The sequence below is a fragment of the Sphingomonas sp. P4_G2 genome, from assembly GCF_056401155.1.
Map to the genome: position 1 here is coordinate 532,043 of NZ_JBFUJY010000001.1, position 16,605 is coordinate 548,647.

General features: G+C 65.2%; 15 protein-coding genes. 6 read left to right on the forward strand and 9 right to left on the reverse strand.

What is annotated here, in order from left to right; all coding sequences use genetic code 11:
• Positions 1-125: 125 nt before the first annotated feature.
• On the reverse strand, positions 126-1,364 hold the full coding sequence (locus AC1DRD_RS02400; protein ID WP_478040063.1) for a threonine ammonia-lyase: 1,239 nt from the start codon (positions 1,362-1,364) through the stop codon (positions 126-128).
• 96 nt (positions 1,365-1,460) lie between these two features.
• On the opposite strand from AC1DRD_RS02400, the gene AC1DRD_RS02405 reads away from it, so the two are divergent.
• Both AC1DRD_RS02405 and AC1DRD_RS02410 read left to right on the forward strand, forming a co-directional pair.
• Positions 1,461-3,116, forward strand: coding sequence for an amidohydrolase (locus tag AC1DRD_RS02405; protein WP_478027770.1), 1,656 nt, complete (start codon positions 1,461-1,463; stop codon positions 3,114-3,116).
• A 380-nt stretch (positions 3,117-3,496) separates the two neighbouring features.
• A complete protein-coding gene (locus AC1DRD_RS02410; protein WP_478027771.1) occupies positions 3,497-3,712 on the forward strand; it encodes a hypothetical protein in 216 nt (71 codons plus the stop codon).
• Positions 3,713-3,714: 2 nt separating this feature from the next.
• On the opposite strand, the gene AC1DRD_RS02415 is transcribed toward AC1DRD_RS02410, so the two are convergent.
• The 5 genes from AC1DRD_RS02415 to AC1DRD_RS02435 form a co-directional block, all read right to left on the reverse strand.
• A complete protein-coding gene (locus AC1DRD_RS02415) occupies positions 3,715-3,918 on the reverse strand; it encodes a hypothetical protein (protein WP_478040065.1) in 204 nt (67 codons plus the stop codon).
• A 133-nt stretch (positions 3,919-4,051) separates the two neighbouring features.
• Positions 4,052-4,237: a hypothetical protein gene (locus tag AC1DRD_RS02420; protein WP_478027773.1), complete on the reverse strand. Its 186-nt coding sequence runs from the start codon at positions 4,235-4,237 to the stop codon at positions 4,052-4,054.
• A 61-nt stretch (positions 4,238-4,298) separates the two neighbouring features.
• The gene (locus AC1DRD_RS02425; protein WP_478027774.1) at positions 4,299-4,511 is read right to left on the reverse strand and encodes a cold-shock protein; all 213 of its coding nucleotides are present in this window, start codon (positions 4,509-4,511) and stop codon (positions 4,299-4,301) included.
• 310 nt (positions 4,512-4,821) lie between these two features.
• Positions 4,822-5,523, reverse strand: coding sequence for a response regulator transcription factor CtrA (ctrA, locus tag AC1DRD_RS02430; RefSeq protein ID WP_478027775.1), 702 nt, complete (start codon positions 5,521-5,523; stop codon positions 4,822-4,824).
• 158 nt (positions 5,524-5,681) lie between these two features.
• Positions 5,682-6,596 carry a LysR family transcriptional regulator gene (locus AC1DRD_RS02435; RefSeq protein ID WP_478027776.1) on the reverse strand — a complete coding sequence of 305 codons (915 nt, stop codon included), beginning with the start codon at positions 6,594-6,596 and terminating at the stop codon, positions 5,682-5,684.
• A 112-nt stretch (positions 6,597-6,708) separates the two neighbouring features.
• Here AC1DRD_RS02435 and AC1DRD_RS02440 point away from each other — a divergent pair, with 112 nt between their 5' ends.
• The 3 genes from AC1DRD_RS02440 (at position 6,709) to AC1DRD_RS02450 (ending at position 8,851) form a co-directional block, all read left to right on the forward strand.
• On the forward strand, positions 6,709-7,431 hold the full coding sequence (locus tag AC1DRD_RS02440; protein ID WP_066805806.1) for a pirin family protein: 723 nt from the start codon (positions 6,709-6,711) through the stop codon (positions 7,429-7,431).
• Positions 7,432-7,544: 113 nt separating this feature from the next.
• On the forward strand, positions 7,545-8,147 hold the full coding sequence (wrbA, locus tag AC1DRD_RS02445; RefSeq protein ID WP_478027778.1) for an NAD(P)H:quinone oxidoreductase: 603 nt from the start codon (positions 7,545-7,547) through the stop codon (positions 8,145-8,147).
• A gap of 89 nt (positions 8,148-8,236) precedes the next feature.
• Positions 8,237-8,851 (forward strand): hypothetical protein, encoded by a 615-nt coding sequence (locus tag AC1DRD_RS02450; protein ID WP_478040067.1) that lies wholly within the window; start codon positions 8,237-8,239, stop codon positions 8,849-8,851.
• A gap of 228 nt (positions 8,852-9,079) precedes the next feature.
• Here the strand turns inward: AC1DRD_RS02450 and AC1DRD_RS02455 are convergent, their stop codons facing one another.
• Positions 9,080-11,137, reverse strand: a complete 2,058-nt coding sequence (locus AC1DRD_RS02455; protein ID WP_478040069.1) for an alkaline phosphatase D family protein — start codon at positions 11,135-11,137, stop codon at positions 9,080-9,082.
• A 196-nt stretch (positions 11,138-11,333) separates the two neighbouring features.
• Here AC1DRD_RS02455 and AC1DRD_RS02460 point away from each other — a divergent pair, with 196 nt between their 5' ends.
• The gene (locus tag AC1DRD_RS02460) at positions 11,334-12,002 is read left to right on the forward strand and encodes an FABP family protein (protein WP_478040071.1); all 669 of its coding nucleotides are present in this window, start codon (positions 11,334-11,336) and stop codon (positions 12,000-12,002) included.
• Here AC1DRD_RS02460 and AC1DRD_RS02465 read toward each other — a convergent pair.
• Together AC1DRD_RS02465 and AC1DRD_RS02470 are read right to left on the reverse strand one after the other, a co-directional pair.
• Positions 11,999-13,417, reverse strand: coding sequence for an efflux transporter outer membrane subunit (locus AC1DRD_RS02465; protein WP_478040073.1), 1,419 nt, complete (start codon positions 13,415-13,417; stop codon positions 11,999-12,001). The genes AC1DRD_RS02460 and AC1DRD_RS02465 overlap by 4 nt on opposite strands.
• A complete protein-coding gene (locus AC1DRD_RS02470) occupies positions 13,414-16,602 on the reverse strand; it encodes an efflux RND transporter permease subunit (protein WP_478040075.1) in 3,189 nt (1,062 codons plus the stop codon). Before AC1DRD_RS02470 ends, AC1DRD_RS02465 begins: the two co-directional genes overlap by 4 nt.
• Positions 16,603-16,605: the final 3 nt, after the last annotated feature.

Consider the following 16,605-nt stretch of genomic DNA (forward strand, 5'->3'; position numbering starts at 1 on the left):
GAAGCCAATGGAGCTTTCCGGCTGGACCGAACGGAGTGCTGCATCTTTTCGACAGCCCAATGCCCGTTTAACGGGTTCGTGCAACGGCCCAATAGCAGACGCTAGCTACCGCGCCCGGCCCACCCTCAGGCCAGTTCCACCGGCGTCACCTCGTAATCCGCAGCCTTCAGCGCCGCCACCAGCCGGTCGAGATGCGCACGATCCCGCGCTTCGCACTCGATGTCGGTGATCAGCCCCTTGGCGGGCAGGGTGGTGAACACGCGCTGGTGATAGACTTCGATGATGTTGACGCGCTGGTCGCTGAAGATGCGGACGACGTTGAACAGCGCGCCGGGCTGGTCCTGCAATCGGATGCGCAACCGCGCCAGCCGGCCTGACCGCGCGAGGTCGCGCAGCAGCACGTTGGCGAGCAGGCGCGTGTCGATATTGCCGCCGCACAGCACGACGCCGACGGTCTTGCCCTTGAACCGCTCGGGATGTTCGAGCAGCGCCGCGAGCCCCGCCGCGCCGGCACCCTCGACCACCGATTTCTCGATTTGCAGCAACAGGCTGACCGCCTGTTCGAGGCTGCGTTCGCCGACCAGGACGATTTCGTCGACCAGTTCGCGGACCATCGCCGAGGTGATTCCGCCCGGTTCCTTGACCGCGATGCCCTCGGCCAACGTGTCGCCCGCGCACGGATATTGGGTGCCGTTGATGCGGTTGTACATCGACGGATAGAGCTCGGCTTCGACCCCGACCACTTCGATCGGATGGTCCGCCGCGGCGGCGACCACCGCCATGCCGCTGATCAGCCCGCCGCCGCCGATCGGAGTCAAGAAGGTGTCGATCGCCGGCACGTCCTCGAGCATCTCGACCGCGACCGTGCCCTGGCCGGCGATGACGCGCGCATCGTCGAACGGGTGGACGAAGGTGAAGCCGCATTCCTGCTCGAGCTGGCGGGCATGGGCATAGGCCGCGTCGAACGTGTCGCCCTGAAGCACGACCTTGGCACCATGGCCTTCAGTCTGCGTCACCTTCACGATCGGCGTGTTGGTCGGCATCACGATCGTCGCCGGAATGCCCAGGCGGTGCGCGTGATAGGCCAGGCCCTGGGCATGATTGCCCGCCGACGCCGCGATCACGCCCTTGGCGCGCGCAGCGTCGTCGAGCTGAAGCAAGGTATTGAGCGCGCCGCGCTCCTTATACGCCGCGGTGAATTGGAGGTTCTCGAACTTGAGATAGACGGTCGCGCCAGTCAGTTCGCTCAGCGTCTTGCTGATGAAGGTGGGCGTGCGGACGATCGAATCGCGAATGCGCGCATGCGCGGCGCGGACGTCTTCGATCGTGACGGGGATGACGGCGGTCGTTTCGGCGAGAGTCATGCCGGCTCGCCTAGACGATCTAGCGCGGCAGGGGAACACGGCTTATGCCCGCCGCAGCGCAGCGTTTTGAGCGCAAGAAACGGGAGTTGGCCGCGAATGATCCGTAAGCTGGTGGGGGCGGCCGTCGCGCTGTCGATGATCGCCACGCCCGCATTGGCCGACGGGCTGATCGACAATGTCAACGGCATCACGATGGACGCCGATGGCCGGGTGATCCACTTCAGCGGCGTGTTGATCGGCAACGACGGCAAGGTGAAGAAGCTGATTCAGTCGGGCGACAAACGCCCCGACAAGCTCGACTGGCTGTCGAACCAGAAGGGGCGGACCCTGCTCCCCGGGTTCATCGACGCGCATGGCCATGTCATCGACCTCGGCTTCCGCGCGCTCGAACTCGATCTGTCGGACACCAAGACGCTCGACGAGGCCAAGGCCAAGATCGCCGCTTACGCCCAGGCCAATCCCGAGAAGAAATGGATCTTGGGTGGTGGCTGGAACCAGGAGAAATGGGGCCTGGGCCGGTTCCCGACCGCGGCCGATCTCGACACGGCGGTCGGCGATCGCCCGGTCTGGCTTGAGCGCGCCGACGGCCATGCCAGCTGGGCCAATAGCGCGGCGATCAGGGAAGCGGGCGTTACGGCCAAAACCGCGAGCCCGGCAGGCGGCCGGATCGAGAAGATCGGTGTCCAGCCCGCTGGCGTGTTCGTCGATGCCGCGCAGCAATTGATCGAAAAGGTCGTGCCGCAGCCGTTGCCCAAGGAGCGCGACCTCGCGCTGGCGAAAGCGCAGGAGATCCTGCTCGCCTTCGGCATCACCGCGACGTCGGACATGGGCACGTCGATGGACGACTGGCTGGCGATGCGCCGCTCCGGCGACCGCGGCGCGCTGCGCGTGCGGATCATGAGCTATGGCCTCGGTGTCGATACCGCGGTCCGGATTGGCGGCAACGGCCCGACGCCGTGGCTGTATAACGATCGCCTGCGCATGGCCGGGGTCAAGCTGTTCGCGGATGGCGCGCTCGGTTCGCGCGGCGCCTGGCTGCTCAAACCCTATAGCGACGCGCCGGGTCAGTCGGGCGCGGGGTTCATGACCGACGACGTGCTGCAGAATTATATGAGCCGCGCGTCGATGGACGGGTTCCAGGTCGCGGTCCACGCGATCGGCGACCGTGCCAACCGCCAGGTGCTCGACGCGATCGAGGCGATGTCGAACACCTATAAGGGCGACCGCCGCTGGCGGATCGAACATGCCCAGATCGTCGACCCCGCCGATCTGCCGCGCTTTGCCAGCCTGAAGGTGATCGCCTCGATGCAGCCGACCCACGCGACGTCCGACCGGGCGATGGCGGAGGCGCGGCTTGGTCCGGACCGGCTGGTCGGCGCTTATGCGTGGGCGACGATGCTGAAAAACGGCGTTCCGCTCGCGTTCGGGTCGGATTATCCGGTCGAGAGCCCCGATCCCTGGGCAGGCTGGGCGGCGGCGTTCACGCGCCAGGACGCCAATGGCGAGCCGTTCGGCGGCTGGCGGCCCGAGGAAAAGGTGACGCGCGAACAGGCGTGGTGGGCCTTTACCCAGGGGGGCTCATATGCCGGGTTCGCCGAGGAGAAATTCGGCCGCCTCGCGCCCGGCCAACTCGCCGACTTCATCATTGTCGATCGCGATCCGATGCTGGCGAGCCCGAGCGACCTGCGCCAGACCAAGGTCGAGGAAACCTGGATCGGCGGCGCCAAGATCTATGTCCGCAAGACGGGCTGACGCCAGTTGATGGTTAGAGCGTGATGACGTGAGTTTGCCCCGTCGTGATTGCCCGGGCGTGTTCGCTGGCAAGGAGCGGTGTGCAGCGCGTAGCGGCGCTACGCGCAAGGACCGCGACGCAGACCAGCGGGCGCGCCCGGGCAACCGCAAAGCGGCGGGCGCCTTTTGGCGCAGGGCAGCGTCTCTCGTCGGTCACGATGCATTATGCATCGCTCCCTCCTCGTTCCTCGCCCTGCGCCAAAATCCGCTCCGTCACGACGGGGCAAACTCACGCCATCACGCTCTAAGACCGGATCGCTGCTGGCCGGGGTCGGCCGGCCGTGATAAGAGACTATATCAGCGGCAGTTTCCCTTGAGCGCCGCTGACTGAGAGACCGATCGTGCTCCCGCTTGCAGGCTGGAGAACCATCATCGTCTCTCACCAGGCACTCGCTATTGTCTTCATCGTGATTGCCGTCCCGATCCTGGTGACGATGCTGGTGATATTGCTTCGCGCGGCGAGCGAGCGCCGGCGCCTGTTGCGCGGCTTCGACGATCGGCTTCGCGTGCGACTGCCGTCGAGCGCGCGCCGTCCGGCCAGAAACCGCGAGCAATAGCGTCAGGCCAGATCCCAGCGATCGGCGACGTGCATGATCGCCGCCTGGACGACATCGTCATCGTCGGGCGAGCAGCAGACAGTAACGTCCCAATTGCAGCATTGCGCGGTCGCGGCTTGAGCTGGGACCGGCTCATCAAACGCGATACGACCGGTGACGTCGGCGCTGAGCAGCACGGTTAGTGCCCAGTCCAGTTCGCCCTTCAATTCGGCGGCCGACTTGAACTCGCGTTCGATCGTCTGTCCCTCCGCTGAAATGGCATTCGGTCCTATCGGCCGGTGTGCGATGGCAGCCGCGGATCGGGCGGATTGTCGCCTCGATCGCGGCTCCGCATCGGCGTCAATCGACCAGCGCGTCGACCGGTCGGTTCTGGGCGCGGGCGCGTTCGACCCGTTCCTGGCGTTCGGCCATGGCTTCCCATGCCGCCGCAGCCCGCAGGCAGCGATCGCGGACATTGTCCAGCTTCGCCGCATCGGCCTCCGCTTGCGCGACGGCCGCATTTTCACGAAAAGTATTTTGCGCCAAGGCGGTTCTCCGGCTTGGGGAAAGCGGCGGCGCGGGATCGCGCCGCCGTATCAACTTGGCGTCAGTCGACGTTCTGCAGGTTGCAGGCCGCCATCTTGCCATTCTTCGACGCTTCCAGTTCGTACGACACGCGCTGGTTCTGCTCCAGCGTCGCCATGCCGGCGCGCTCGACCGCGCTGATGTGAACGAACGAATCTTCGCCGCCGGCGTCGGGGGAGATGAAGCCAAACCCCTTGGTGGCATTGAAAAACTTGACGGTGCCAGTGATGGCCATGAATATTTCCTTCGATTTCCGTCTTCCGAATGAAGACTTACCGCTTAAGGGGCAGGGAAAGAAGGATTGGTGCCGCAGCGCCGAAAACCGTCGATATGCGACTCTAGCGAGTGCGACCTAGCGTATTCGGGCCGAATTTGAAAGGGTGAGCCCGAGACCGCCCGTGGCGGCTCGGCTTTTCGATCCCGCGCGGTGCGTTTTCGGACGGTGAACTTTGCTCGGACGCCGGCCGTCCTTGCCGACAAGAAGAGGGCCGCGGTGCCTTGCGGCGCCACGACCCCCATCCCCCTTTTAACCTTGATTTTTTGGCTCAGGCGACCTGCGCCGCCTCGACCTCGTCGGTCTCGCGCAGCACATAGCCGCGGCCCCACACGGTCTCGATGTAATTCTCGCCGTCGGTCGCCAGGCTGAGCTTCTTGCGCAGCTTGCAGATGAAGACGTCGATGATCTTGAGTTCGGGCTCGTCCATTCCGCCATAGAGATGGTTGAGGAACATTTCCTTGGTCAGCGTCGTGCCCTTGCGGAGCGACAACAGCTCGAGCATCGCATATTCCTTGCCGGTCAGGTGGACACGGGCACCATCGACCTCAACGGTCTTGGCATCCAGGTTCACCGCCAGCTTGCCGGTCTTGATCACCGATTGCGAATGGCCCTTCGAGCGGCGGACGACGGCATGGATGCGCGCGGTCAGCTCTTCGCGATGGAATGGCTTGGTGACGTAATCGTCGGCGCCGAAACCAAACGAGCGGACCTTCGAGTCCATCTCGCTAATACCCGACAGAATGAGCACCGGGGTCTGGACCCGCGCGGTGCGCAGCTTCTTCAGCACGTCATAACCGTGCATGTCCGGCAGGTTCAGGTCGAGCAGGATGATATCGTAATCATACAGCTTGCCGAGGTCCAAACCTTCTTCGCCAAGGTCGGTCGTATAGACGTTGAACCCTTCGGTCGTCAGCATGAGCTCGATGGCCTTGGCCGTCGTCGGCTCGTCCTCGATCAGCAACACGCGCATCAGCGAAACCCCCTGTCACTTGCGGCAAGCTGCCCCCGTTGGCCGCCCACACTCGACATATTCCATTAACCTAAGCACATCTGAAGGACAAAGGTTAATTCTTCGCTAACCGGCCTGACTCCGCGAGTCGCGGGGTGTCAAAGTGATTCGCAAGCCGATTAATGTCGCGTTTGCGACGCGCATAATTCCTTAAACCGGGCGGCAAGGAACTCAATCAGGAGTTCTACGCGAGCGGGCCGTAACGCACTCGGCGGCGTGACGAGGTGAAGCGCGATCGACGGACCTTTCCAGTCGGTGAGAATTGCTTCCAGCCGTCCTGCCGCAATTTCCTCGTCGACGATGAAATCGGGCAGGCGCGCGATCCCCAGCCCCGCGTGGAGCAGCGGCAAATTGGCGTCGCCATTGTCGCTGGTGAAGCGTCCGTTGGGCCGCACCGCGACTTCCTCGCCCGACGGCCCACGAAAGGTCCAGGTCGTACTGGGGACGTTGGCATAAGCGAAGATGTCGTGCTCGCCGAGTTCGAGCGGATGTTTGGGCCGTCCGCGCCGGTCGAGATAGAGCGGGGAGGCGACGATGCGCGTTTCGACCGGCGCTAGCCGCCGCGCGCGCAAGGAGCTGTCGGGCAGATCGGCGATGCGTAGCGCGATGTCGAACCCTTCGGCGACGATGTCGACCTTCGCGTCGGACAGCCTCAGATCGATATGGACGCCGGGATGCTCGACCATGAAATCGGCGACGACGGGCGCGACATGGCGGATGCCGAACGTCAGCGGCGCGGCGACGCGGATCAGGCCGACCGGCGCCGCGGCGGCATCGTGCGCGCTCTCCTCGGCGGCCTGACCCTCGGCCAGGATGCGCTGGGCATGCTCGCTGAGACTCTCGCCGCTCTGCGTCAGCGTCAGCCGGCGCGAGGTGCGGTGGAACAGCGACGTGCCGAGCGACTGTTCGAGCCGGGTGATCGCCTTGGATATGGTTGCCTTGGACACGCCCAGCGCGTCGGCTGCGCCGCTGAACGAGCGGTGTTCGGCCACCGTCGCGAAGATCGCCCAGGCCTCGAAATCGGGTAGCTTCATCATTCCTCCCGGTGAACCAAGATGGCTTATAATAGGAAACGATCGGTTTCAATCGTTTCCATTTACGCGATGCCGGTGATGCCTATCTTGGCGGCAACGAATGGAGGTTTTCATGACCGACACCAATATTGCCACCCGTATCGAGCGCCGCGCTTTCGACAGTCTGGGCCATGCCGATCACGGCTGGCTCAATGCCCGGCATCATTTCAGTTTCGCCGATTATTACGACCCCAAGCGCATGAGCTGGGGGACCATCCGCGTGTGGAACGACGACGAGATCGGCCCGAATTCGGGCTTTCCGCCGCATCCGCACCGCGACATGGAAATCATCACTTATGTCCGCAAGGGCGCGATCACGCACCAGGATTCGATGGGTAATGTCGGCCGCACCGCTGCGGGCGACGTCCAGGTGATGAGCGCCGGCACCGGCGTCCGCCACGCAGAATATAATCTCGAGCCTGAATCGACCACGCTGTTCCAGATCTGGATCGAGCCCAAGCGGCTCGGCGGCTCGCCGTCCTGGGGCGCCAAGCCGTTCCCCAAGGACGATCGCTCGGGCAAGTTCGTGACGCTCGCCAGCGGGTTCGCCGAGGATGATGGCGCCTTGCCGATCCGCGCCGATGCCCGAGTGATGGGCGCCACCGTCAAGGCCGGCGAGAGCGTCAGTCACACGGTGGGCGAGGGGCGCCACGCTTATCTCGTCCCCGCCACCGGCGCGGTCGAGATCGACGGTGAGCGCTACGAGGCGCGAGACGGCATCGCGATTTCGGGCGGCCAGACCGTCGAGATCAAGGCGCTCGACGACGCCGAACTCGTCCTGGTCGACGCAGACTAAGACTGCACCCTATTCCCCCCGAGCCGGCGCGGCGTTCCTCCCAACGCGCCGGCCCAGCCCCCTCCCTGACCCCGGGGAGGGGGCCTCCCATAAAGCAACTGAAGGAGTCCCCAATGACCAAGGTCCTTGTTCTCTATTATTCGTCCTACGGCCATATGGAGCAGATGGCCGACGCCATCGCCGAAGGCGCGCGCGGCGCCGGTGCCGAGGTCGACATCCGCCGCGTCCCCGAAACCGCGCCGGCCGAAGTCGCCAAGGCCGCCGGGTTCAAGCCGGACATCTCGCATCCGGTGATCGAGGGTATCGACAAGCTCGCCGAATATGACGCGATCATCGTCGGCTCGCCGACCCGCTTCGGCCGCATGTCGAGCCAGATGGCCTCGTTCCTCGACCAGGCCGGCGGCTTGTGGATGCGCGGCGCCTTGAACGGCAAAGTCGGCGCGGCGTTCACCTCGACCGCGACCCAGCATGGCGGCCAGGAAGTGACCCTGTTCTCGATCATCACCAACCTGCTGCATTTCGGGTTGACGATCGTCGGGCTCGATTATGGTTTTGCCGGCCAGATGGGCGTCAAGGAAGTCCATGGCAATTCGCCTTACGGCGCCAGCACGATCGCCGATGGCGACGGCAGCCGCCAGCCGAGCCAGGTCGATCTCGACGGCGCCCGTTACCAGGGCCGCCGCGTCGCCGAAGTCGCGGCGAAGCTTGCCGCCTGACCCATGGGCCGGTCGCACGATCGGCTTCATGGTCTAGCCCCCTCGCGCCGCCTCCCTTATGGTCCCTCCGGCCATAGAGGAGGCGGACGATGTTCAGGCTAGCTGTTGCCGCGATTGCCTTCGTGGCAAGCGTACCGGCGGTCGCCGCGGAGGTGCCCGCCACCGGCGCCAATGTCCGCAGCGTCACCTATCCCCAGGGAACGTACCGCCAGACCGGCCCGCGCGCCTGGGCCGAATTCGACAAAGCGGGCAAGCAGACCAATGCCTTTGTCGAGGATGCGCGCGACGAATGGTCGGTCTTCCTGTTCGATCCGGCGCGTAACGTCCGCGTCCAGATCGACCTCTACCGCAAGAAGATCCGCTACACCGAAAATGGCGGATCCTATGCGGATCTCTATGATGTGACCGGATCGGCGGCGGCTGCCGGCGCCGCGGCCGCCACGCCACCCGCGCGGACATCGCCGCCGCTGGCATCGTCCAATGGCTTCTGGAACAACAGCCCTGTCCGCTATGGCGTCGGCGCTGCCGGTGGCAACCTCGCCGGGGTACTGCGCGGGGTGGATGGCGGCGCGATCAGCGGGCAGGGCGATGCCAACCTCCGCTGCCCGGAGGCGGCGCGCGCGGTCAACGGCACCTGGACCGGCCAATGGCACCAGGGGCAGGGCGGCTTTCCTGGCCTCTGCCTGGTGCGGTTCGAGCATTAGGCGCGAGGATTAGGTTGAGAACCAAAATAAGCCGTTGTTCTTGAAGCGATCCATTTTCCAAAATTCGTCATCCCAGCGAAAGCTGGGATCTCAAGCGGCATCGCGTCGCCGCCAGAGACCCCAGCTTTCGCTGGGGTGACGGGAGATGCGCTGGGGTGACCGGAGGATTCCGCGGGGATGACGACGGGACTATGAGTCCCCCAACCCAGGAGCCGGTCGCACCTTCCCTCAAATCGACAGTTTCGGATCGCCCTCGATCACGCGCTGCTCCAGCGTCGGCCGATCGCCGGGAGCCCAGCGCTTGGCGCGGTGCGATACGCGATACCGTAGCGGCCCGCCGTCGGGCGTCGTCGCGCGCGCGATCGGGCGGACGATGCAAACGAACTCGGTGTCGATCGTGTCGGGCCCGGCGCTGACCACGGCATAGCCATGCCCGGCCATGTCGACGAATTCGAGATGCGGCGCGACGTCTGGATTGGTCACCGCGCGTGCCTTCGCAATATCGCCGCTGGCCGCATATTCCAGCGCGCTGCGCACGCCGCGCTTGATCGTCAGATTGATCGTGTGCTCGGGCGCAGCAGCCGTCGTCTTGCGCACGTACAGCGGCAGGACCGGAGAATCCTTGAAAAATTCGGCGGCTTCGCCCAGCCCCGGTGCGGAAATCGAGCCCGTGATGAAGCTCAGCCCGACCGGCGCGAATCCGGCCGGCGGCAAGGCCGGCGCGGCATAGCCGGCCCAGAAGCTGTGGCGGTCGCCCGAGACGGTGACGAACCCTGACACCTTGTGGTCGCGGACGGTGTCGTAGATTTCCGCGCGCTCGGCGAACGCGCCGCTGAAATCGCCGCTGCCGAACGTCCCGAAGCCCTTGCCCGGCCATGGCGCCTTGATCAATCCGGCGGGCAGGTTCTGCGGATCGGTCCGCATGTCGAGCGTGCCGTTGGTCGCACCCCAGATCTTCCACGTCGCGGTCGACCGGGTCAGCCGGTCCTTGAGCCACGCTTTCTGCTCACGGCCAAGCACGGTGAAAGCGGGCTCGTCCTTGCGGAAATTGGGGATGCTCTTGTCGCCGATCGCGATGGTCGCGGGGGGCTTGCCGCCGGCATAGTCCTTTCCGCCGTCGACGATCTCCATCCACTCTTGCGGGAGGACCGGATAGTCTCCGGAGTCGAGCGCCGCCGCCTCGGGCCGGTCGGTCGGGTCCGCCGCTTTGTAGCTGTGGAAGTCGGTCAGGATCAGGTCGACATGCCGGCCATAGCGCAACGCGCGATAGGCGGTCATGCTGCCGACCGCGATGCGATTGTTGGGCTCGGTGCCGAAGCCTTGATCGTCGAACGTCTCGATCGGCGCTTTCGTCACCGCGGGCGGGCCGAACCGGTCGAGCCCGGCACCCGACGCCTTGCGGACGCGTGACGGGATATATTCCCACCACGCCTGGTTGGCGGCGACGCGCAGCGGCTGCGCGGGTTCGACCTTGCCGCCATATTTGATGAAGCTCTGCCAGCCCTGCCACGAGAATTCGTGATTGTCGCCGATACACACGAACGGGAAATACGCGCGGGCGTCCTGGACGTCGGGGTCGTCGATATGCGCGCGATAGACGTGGCGATAGCCGGCGAGATTGGTCGGCACGTGGAAATTGGATACTTTGCGCGCGTCCGGGATACGCCCGAGATCGTAGACGGTGCGCGAATAGCGGTGCGGTACTTCGTCGGGATATTCGACGACTTCGTAGATGAAGTCGCCGAGATGGAGCACGAAACCCAGCTTGCGGTCAGCGGGCGCGCGCTCGTCCTCCCAGATCATCCGGCGAAAGGCGTTCTGCGCCCCTTCGTTGACGCTCTGGCACGACACGAACGCGAAGCGCACTGTGCGCGGGTCATCCTGGCGCGGCGCGGTGATTGTCCGCCCCATACGGCTTCCGGCCCCGGTCTCGTCGGTGAAGCGGTACCAATAGACCGTGGCGGGCTTCAGTCCCCCGACCAGCACGCGGCAGGTCCAGTCTGATTCCGCCAGTACGGGCGTGCGGGCGATTGCCACGACCTTCTTGAAATCGGGGTCGAGCGACACCTCGACAGTCAAATCGGCGCGCGCCCTTCCGGTGAACGGGCGCCGCGTCCACAGGATGACGCTCTGCTCGTCGGGGTCGCCCGAGGCGACGCCTTGCGGATAGAGGCTACGATCTTCGCGCCAGGCGAGGTGTGATGTGGCAGGCGAGCGGGTGGCCCACAAAGCGGTCGCGCCCAGCGCCGCGGCGGCGGAAATGAATTCGCGTCTATCCATGCTCATCGTCCCCGCTTCTTTGTGCCAAACCCTTATGTCGCGCGCCGGTCACCCATGCATGATCGGGTGGAGCGCTGTTCTATGACACGAACACACCTGGACCCGGTCGGCGGCGCAGGCAAGAGGGGAGGTGCCGACGGGCAAACTTGCCCTTCCCGTTCATCGCGCATTGTTGGTATCGGGATGGCCGAAAGGAACCGCCATGACTCCCTTCCCCGCCGACGTCTTCACTGAGCCGACCGATGTCGATCCCGACACGCTCGCCAATCTCGGGCCGCTGCGGCGGCTGGCGGGCGGCTGGGAAGCGCGCAAGGGCGTCGACCTCAATCCCAAGGCCGACGGGCCGGAGCGGCGCGAGTTCATCGAGCGGATCGACTTCCAACCGATCGATCCGCAGGCGAACGGCCCGCAGCTCTTCTATGGCCTGCGCTACCATATCCACATCATCACGGCCGAAGAGGACATCACGTTCCACGACCAGGTCGGCTATTGGCTGTGGGAGCCCGCGACCGGGCTGGTGATGCAGACGCTGGCGATCCCGCGCGGCCAGGTCGCGTTGGCGGCCGGTCACGCCACCGCCGATGCCGACACGATCACCGTCGATGCCGAGCGCGGCCAGACCCAATATGGCATCTGCTCGACCGCGTTCCTCGAATACGCCTTCCGCACCGATCATTACCGCATCGAAATCACGTTCAACGCCGACGGCTCGTGGAGCTATGTCACCGATACGACTCTGGCCGTGCACGGCCAGGACAAACCGTTCGCGCATCGCGACCAGAACACGTTGGTGCGGATCAGCGATCCTGTCCCCAACCCCTGGGCGCAGATCATCGCGGCGCGCAAGGCCAAGGAGGACGCGGCCTCCTAGTTCGTCGGCGCCTTGGGGCCGTCCTTGGTGGCTTCGACCAATGAATCGCCACCCAAGGCGCGGTACAGCGTGACCAGGTTGCTCGCGCGGATCAGCTGAGTGTTGATCAGCGTCTGTTGCGCCGAATAGAGCGAGCGCTGTGCGACCAGGCTGTCGAGATAGGAATCGATCCCGCCGCGGTACCGCATGTCCGACAGCTTGTAATTGTCGGCCGCGGCGTCGAGCTGGTCGCGCGTCGCGGTCAGCTGGTCGGTGATCGTGCCACGCCGGGCCAGCGCGTCGGCAACTTCGCGGAAGGCGGTCTGGATGGTCTTTTCGTAGGTCGCGACCGCGGCGTCGCGCTGCGCCTTGGTCACGTCGACATTGGCCTTGCCGGCGCCTGCGCGGAAGATCGGATAGGCCGCCGCGCCGCCGGCCTGCCAATTGAACGCACCGCCGGTGAACAGCGAGCCCAGCGCGTTGCTGACGAAGCCGACTAGCCCGGTCAGGCTGATCTTGGGAAACAAGGCCGCGCGCGCCGCGCCGATCTCGGCATTGGCGGCGCGCAATTGATATTCTGCCTCGACCACGTCGGGACGGCGAAGCAGGATCGACGAATCGAGCCCCGCCGGGAGTTCCGCCAGCGTCGCGCCGGCTTCGTCGATCGAATTGGGCAAATTGGCCGGATCGATCGGCGCGCCGACCAGCAATTGCAGCGCGTTGGCGTCCTGCGCCAGCAAGGTTGTCTGGTTGGCGACGTCAGCCTTGGCGGTGTCGAGCGTCAATTGCGCCTGGCGCAGATCGGTGCGCGGTGCGATCCCACCGTTGAGGCGCTTTTGCGTCAGCTCGACACTCTTTTGCGCGCTCGCCGCAGTGTCCTGCGCAATCTTGAGCAGGCTCTTGTCCGATGCATAGGCCAGCCAACCGTCGGCGATGTCGCCGATCATCGTCAGCCGCGTCGCGCGTGCAGCCGCTTCGGTCGCGAAATAGCTGTTGAGCGCGCGGTCGCTTTCCGAGCGGATGCGGCCGAACAGGTCGACCTCGAACGCGTTGATGCCGATATTGGCGTCGAAGCTCGATTTCGATCCGGTCGATCCCTGGCCCCCGCGGAAGGTAGCGCCGGCACTGGCGTCGACCTCGGGAAACAATTCGGCACGCTGAATGCGGAACTGGCCACGCGCCGCGGCGATGTTGGCGGCGGCGACGCGCAGGTCGCGATTGTTCGCCAGCGCCTGGACGATCAGCGCCTGCAACCGCGGATCGCGAAAGATGTCCTGATAGCGCACCGTTGGCAGCGTCGCCTCGCTGTTGCGCAGATACGCATCGCCGACCGGCCAACTCTGCGGCACCGGCGCTGCCGGGCGGACATATTTGGGCGCCATCGAGCAGGCGGTCAGGCTCGCCATCATCGTCACGGCGGTCAGCTTGCGGATCATGCCGTCGCCTCCGGTTCGGCCGGCGGCGGGGCCGGATGCTCGTGGTGGAGGTGTTTCAGCGCATCGCGCGCCGTGCGGCGGACCAGCACGAAGAACAACGGGATGTAGAACACCGCCAGGATCGTCGCGGTCAGCATGCCGCCGATCACCGCGGTGCCGATCGCGACGCGGCTGTTGGCGCCGGCACCGGTCGCGATCGCCAGCGGCAGCACGCCGAAGATGAAGGCGAAGCTGGTCATCAGGATCGGGCGGAGACGGATGCGCGCGGCTTCCAGCGCGGCCTCGATCACGCGCTTACCCGATTTCTCCGCCTGTTCGGCGAATTCGATCATCAGGATCGCGTTCTTGGCCGCGAGCCCCATTGTCGTCAGCAGCCCGATCTGCAGATAGACGTCGTTTTGCAGTCCCCGCAGCGTCACCGCGAACACCGATCCGACCAGCCCGAGCGGAATGATCAGCAGCACCGCGATCGGGATCGTCCAGCTCTCGTACAGCGCGGCCAGGCACAGGAACACGACCAGCAGCGACAGGCCGTAGAGGATCGGCGCCTGGCCCGAGGACAGACGCTCCTGGTACGACGCGCCACTCCATTCGATCGAGGTGCCGGGGATCTTGGCCGCCATTTCCTGGATCCGCTTCATCGCGTCGCCCGAGCTCTTGCCCGGCGCCGACTGGCCGGAGATTTCGTACGAGGAAATGCCGTTGAAGCGGCTGAGCGAGGTCGGCGCGTTCGACCAGGAGATCGTCGCGAAGGAGGAGAAGGGGACCATCTGTCCGCTCGCGCCGCGAACATACCATTTGGCGATGTCTTCGGGCGACGAACGATAGGGCGCGTCGCCCTGGACATAGACGCGTTTGACGCGGCCGCGGTCGTTGAAGTCGTTGACGTAACTGCCGCCCCAGGCGGTCGACAGCGTCGCGTTGACGCTGGCCTGGGTCAGCCCGAGCACTGACAGTTTCTGCGCGTCGGTGTCGACCTTGAGCGTCGGCTGGTCGGGCAAGTCGCTGGGGCGCACCGCGGCCAGCGTGGGGTCGGCGCGCGCATCAGACAGCAACTTGTCGCGCGCCGCCCGGAACTGGTCGCGAGTCAGGCCGCCGGTATTCTCCAGCTCGACGGTGAAGCCCGACGATTGGCCGAGGCCGCGCACAGCCGCTGGCACGGTCGCGTAGAATTCGACGTCGCGTAAGGCACCCAGCGCCTTGGTCGCGCGGTTGGTGATCGCGTCGGCGCCGTTCTCGCTGCCCTTGCGCTCGCTCCAGTCCTTCAGCGCGACGAAGCCGCGGCCGGCATTCTGGCCACCGCCACCGCCGCCACCACCGCCGCCCGAACCGGCCACGCTCAAGATGGCGGCGGTGTTCTTGCCTTCGGTCTTGAGGAAATAATCCTCGATCGTCTTCTGCGCTGCCTGGGTGCGGTTGATCGTCGCGCCGGCGGGCAGATTGAACTGGATCTGCGCGAAGCCCTGATCCTCGGTCGGCAGGAAGCCGGTCGGCAACCGCACGAACAGGATGACCAGGATCGCGATGACGCAGGCATAGATCGTCAGGAACAACCATTTGCGATCGACCACCCTGGCCACCCGCTCGGTGTACCAGTTCACCATCCGCTCGAAATTGGTGTTGAACCAGTCGCGCGCTTTTTCGGTGTGGCGATAGACCCAGCCGTCGTGATGCTCCTCTTCCTTGCGCTTGAGCAAGGTCGTGGTCAGCGCCGGCGTCAGGATCAGCGCGACGACCACCGACAGCACCATCGCCGACACGATCGTCAGCGAGAATTGGCGATAGATCACGCCGGTCGATCCGCCGAAGAACGCCATCGGCAGGAACACCGCCGACAGGACCAACGCGATCGCGACCAGTGCGATCTGGATCTCACTCATCGACTGGATAGTGGCATCGCGGGGGGACATCCCCGGATTCTCCTCCATCACGCGCTCGACATTCTCGACCACGACGATCGCGTCGTCGACCAGCAGGCCGATCGCCAGCACCAGCCCGAACAAAGTCAGCGTGTTGATCGAGAAGCCCGCCACTGCGAACACGCCGAACGTGCCGAGCAGCACGACCGGCACCGCGATCGTCGGGATCAGGGTCGCGCGCCAGCTCTGCAGGAAGACGAACATGACGATGACGACCAGCACGATCGCCTCGAACAGCGTCTTCACCACGTCGTTGATCGACAGTTTGATGAAGGTCGTCGAATCGTTGGGGAAATCGTAGGCGAAGCCCTGCGGGAAGTTCTTCGACTGGTTCTCGATCTCTTTCTTGACCAACTCGGCGGTGGTCAGCGCGTCGGCACCCGGCGCCAGGCTGACCGCGATGCCCGCGCCGGGGTGACCGTTGACGCGGCTGATCGAGGCATAGCTTTCCGCGCCGAGTTCGATCCGCGCGACATCGGCCAGCCGCACGGTCGATCCGTCGGGCTGGGTCTTGACGACGATATTGGCGAATTGCGCGGGGGTCGACAGGCGCGACTGTGCCGTGACGGTCGCGTCGAGCATCTGGTCCGGGCCGCTCGGCACCGCGCCGACCTCGCCCGCCGCGACCTCCGCATTCTGCGCGGTGATCGCGGTGGTGATGTCGGCGGGGACCAGGCTGTAGCTCTGCAGCTTGTCGGGATTGAGCCAGATCCGCATGCCATATTGCGCGCCGAACACATTGGTGTCGCCGACACCCGGAATGCGCCCGATCGTGTCCTGCAGGTTGGACACCAGATAGTCCGAGACGTCGATATTGGTCTTCTGGTCGGTGGTGTCGTAGATCGCCGCGATCAGCAGGAAGTCGGGGTTCGACTTGGTCACCGTCAGGCCCTGTTGCTGGACCTGCTGGGGCAAGCGGCTCAGCGCCTGCTGCACCTTGTTCTGGACCTGAACCTGCGCGATGTCGGGGTTGGTGCCCTTCTGAAACGTCGCGCTGATCGTCACCTGGCCGCGCGACGACGAATTCGAGCTGAAATAGAGCAGCCCGTCGATCCCCGTCAGCTGCTGTTCGATCACCTGGGTGACGCTGTTCTCCAGCGTGACCGCCGACGCGCCCGGATAGGTCGCGCGGATGTTGACCTGCGGCGGCGCCACGTCGGGGAATTGCTCGACCGGCAGCGTGAAGATGCTGCCCAGGCCGACCAGCATGATGATGATCGCGATGACCCAGGCGAAGATCGGCCGGTCGATGAAGATGCGCGACATGGG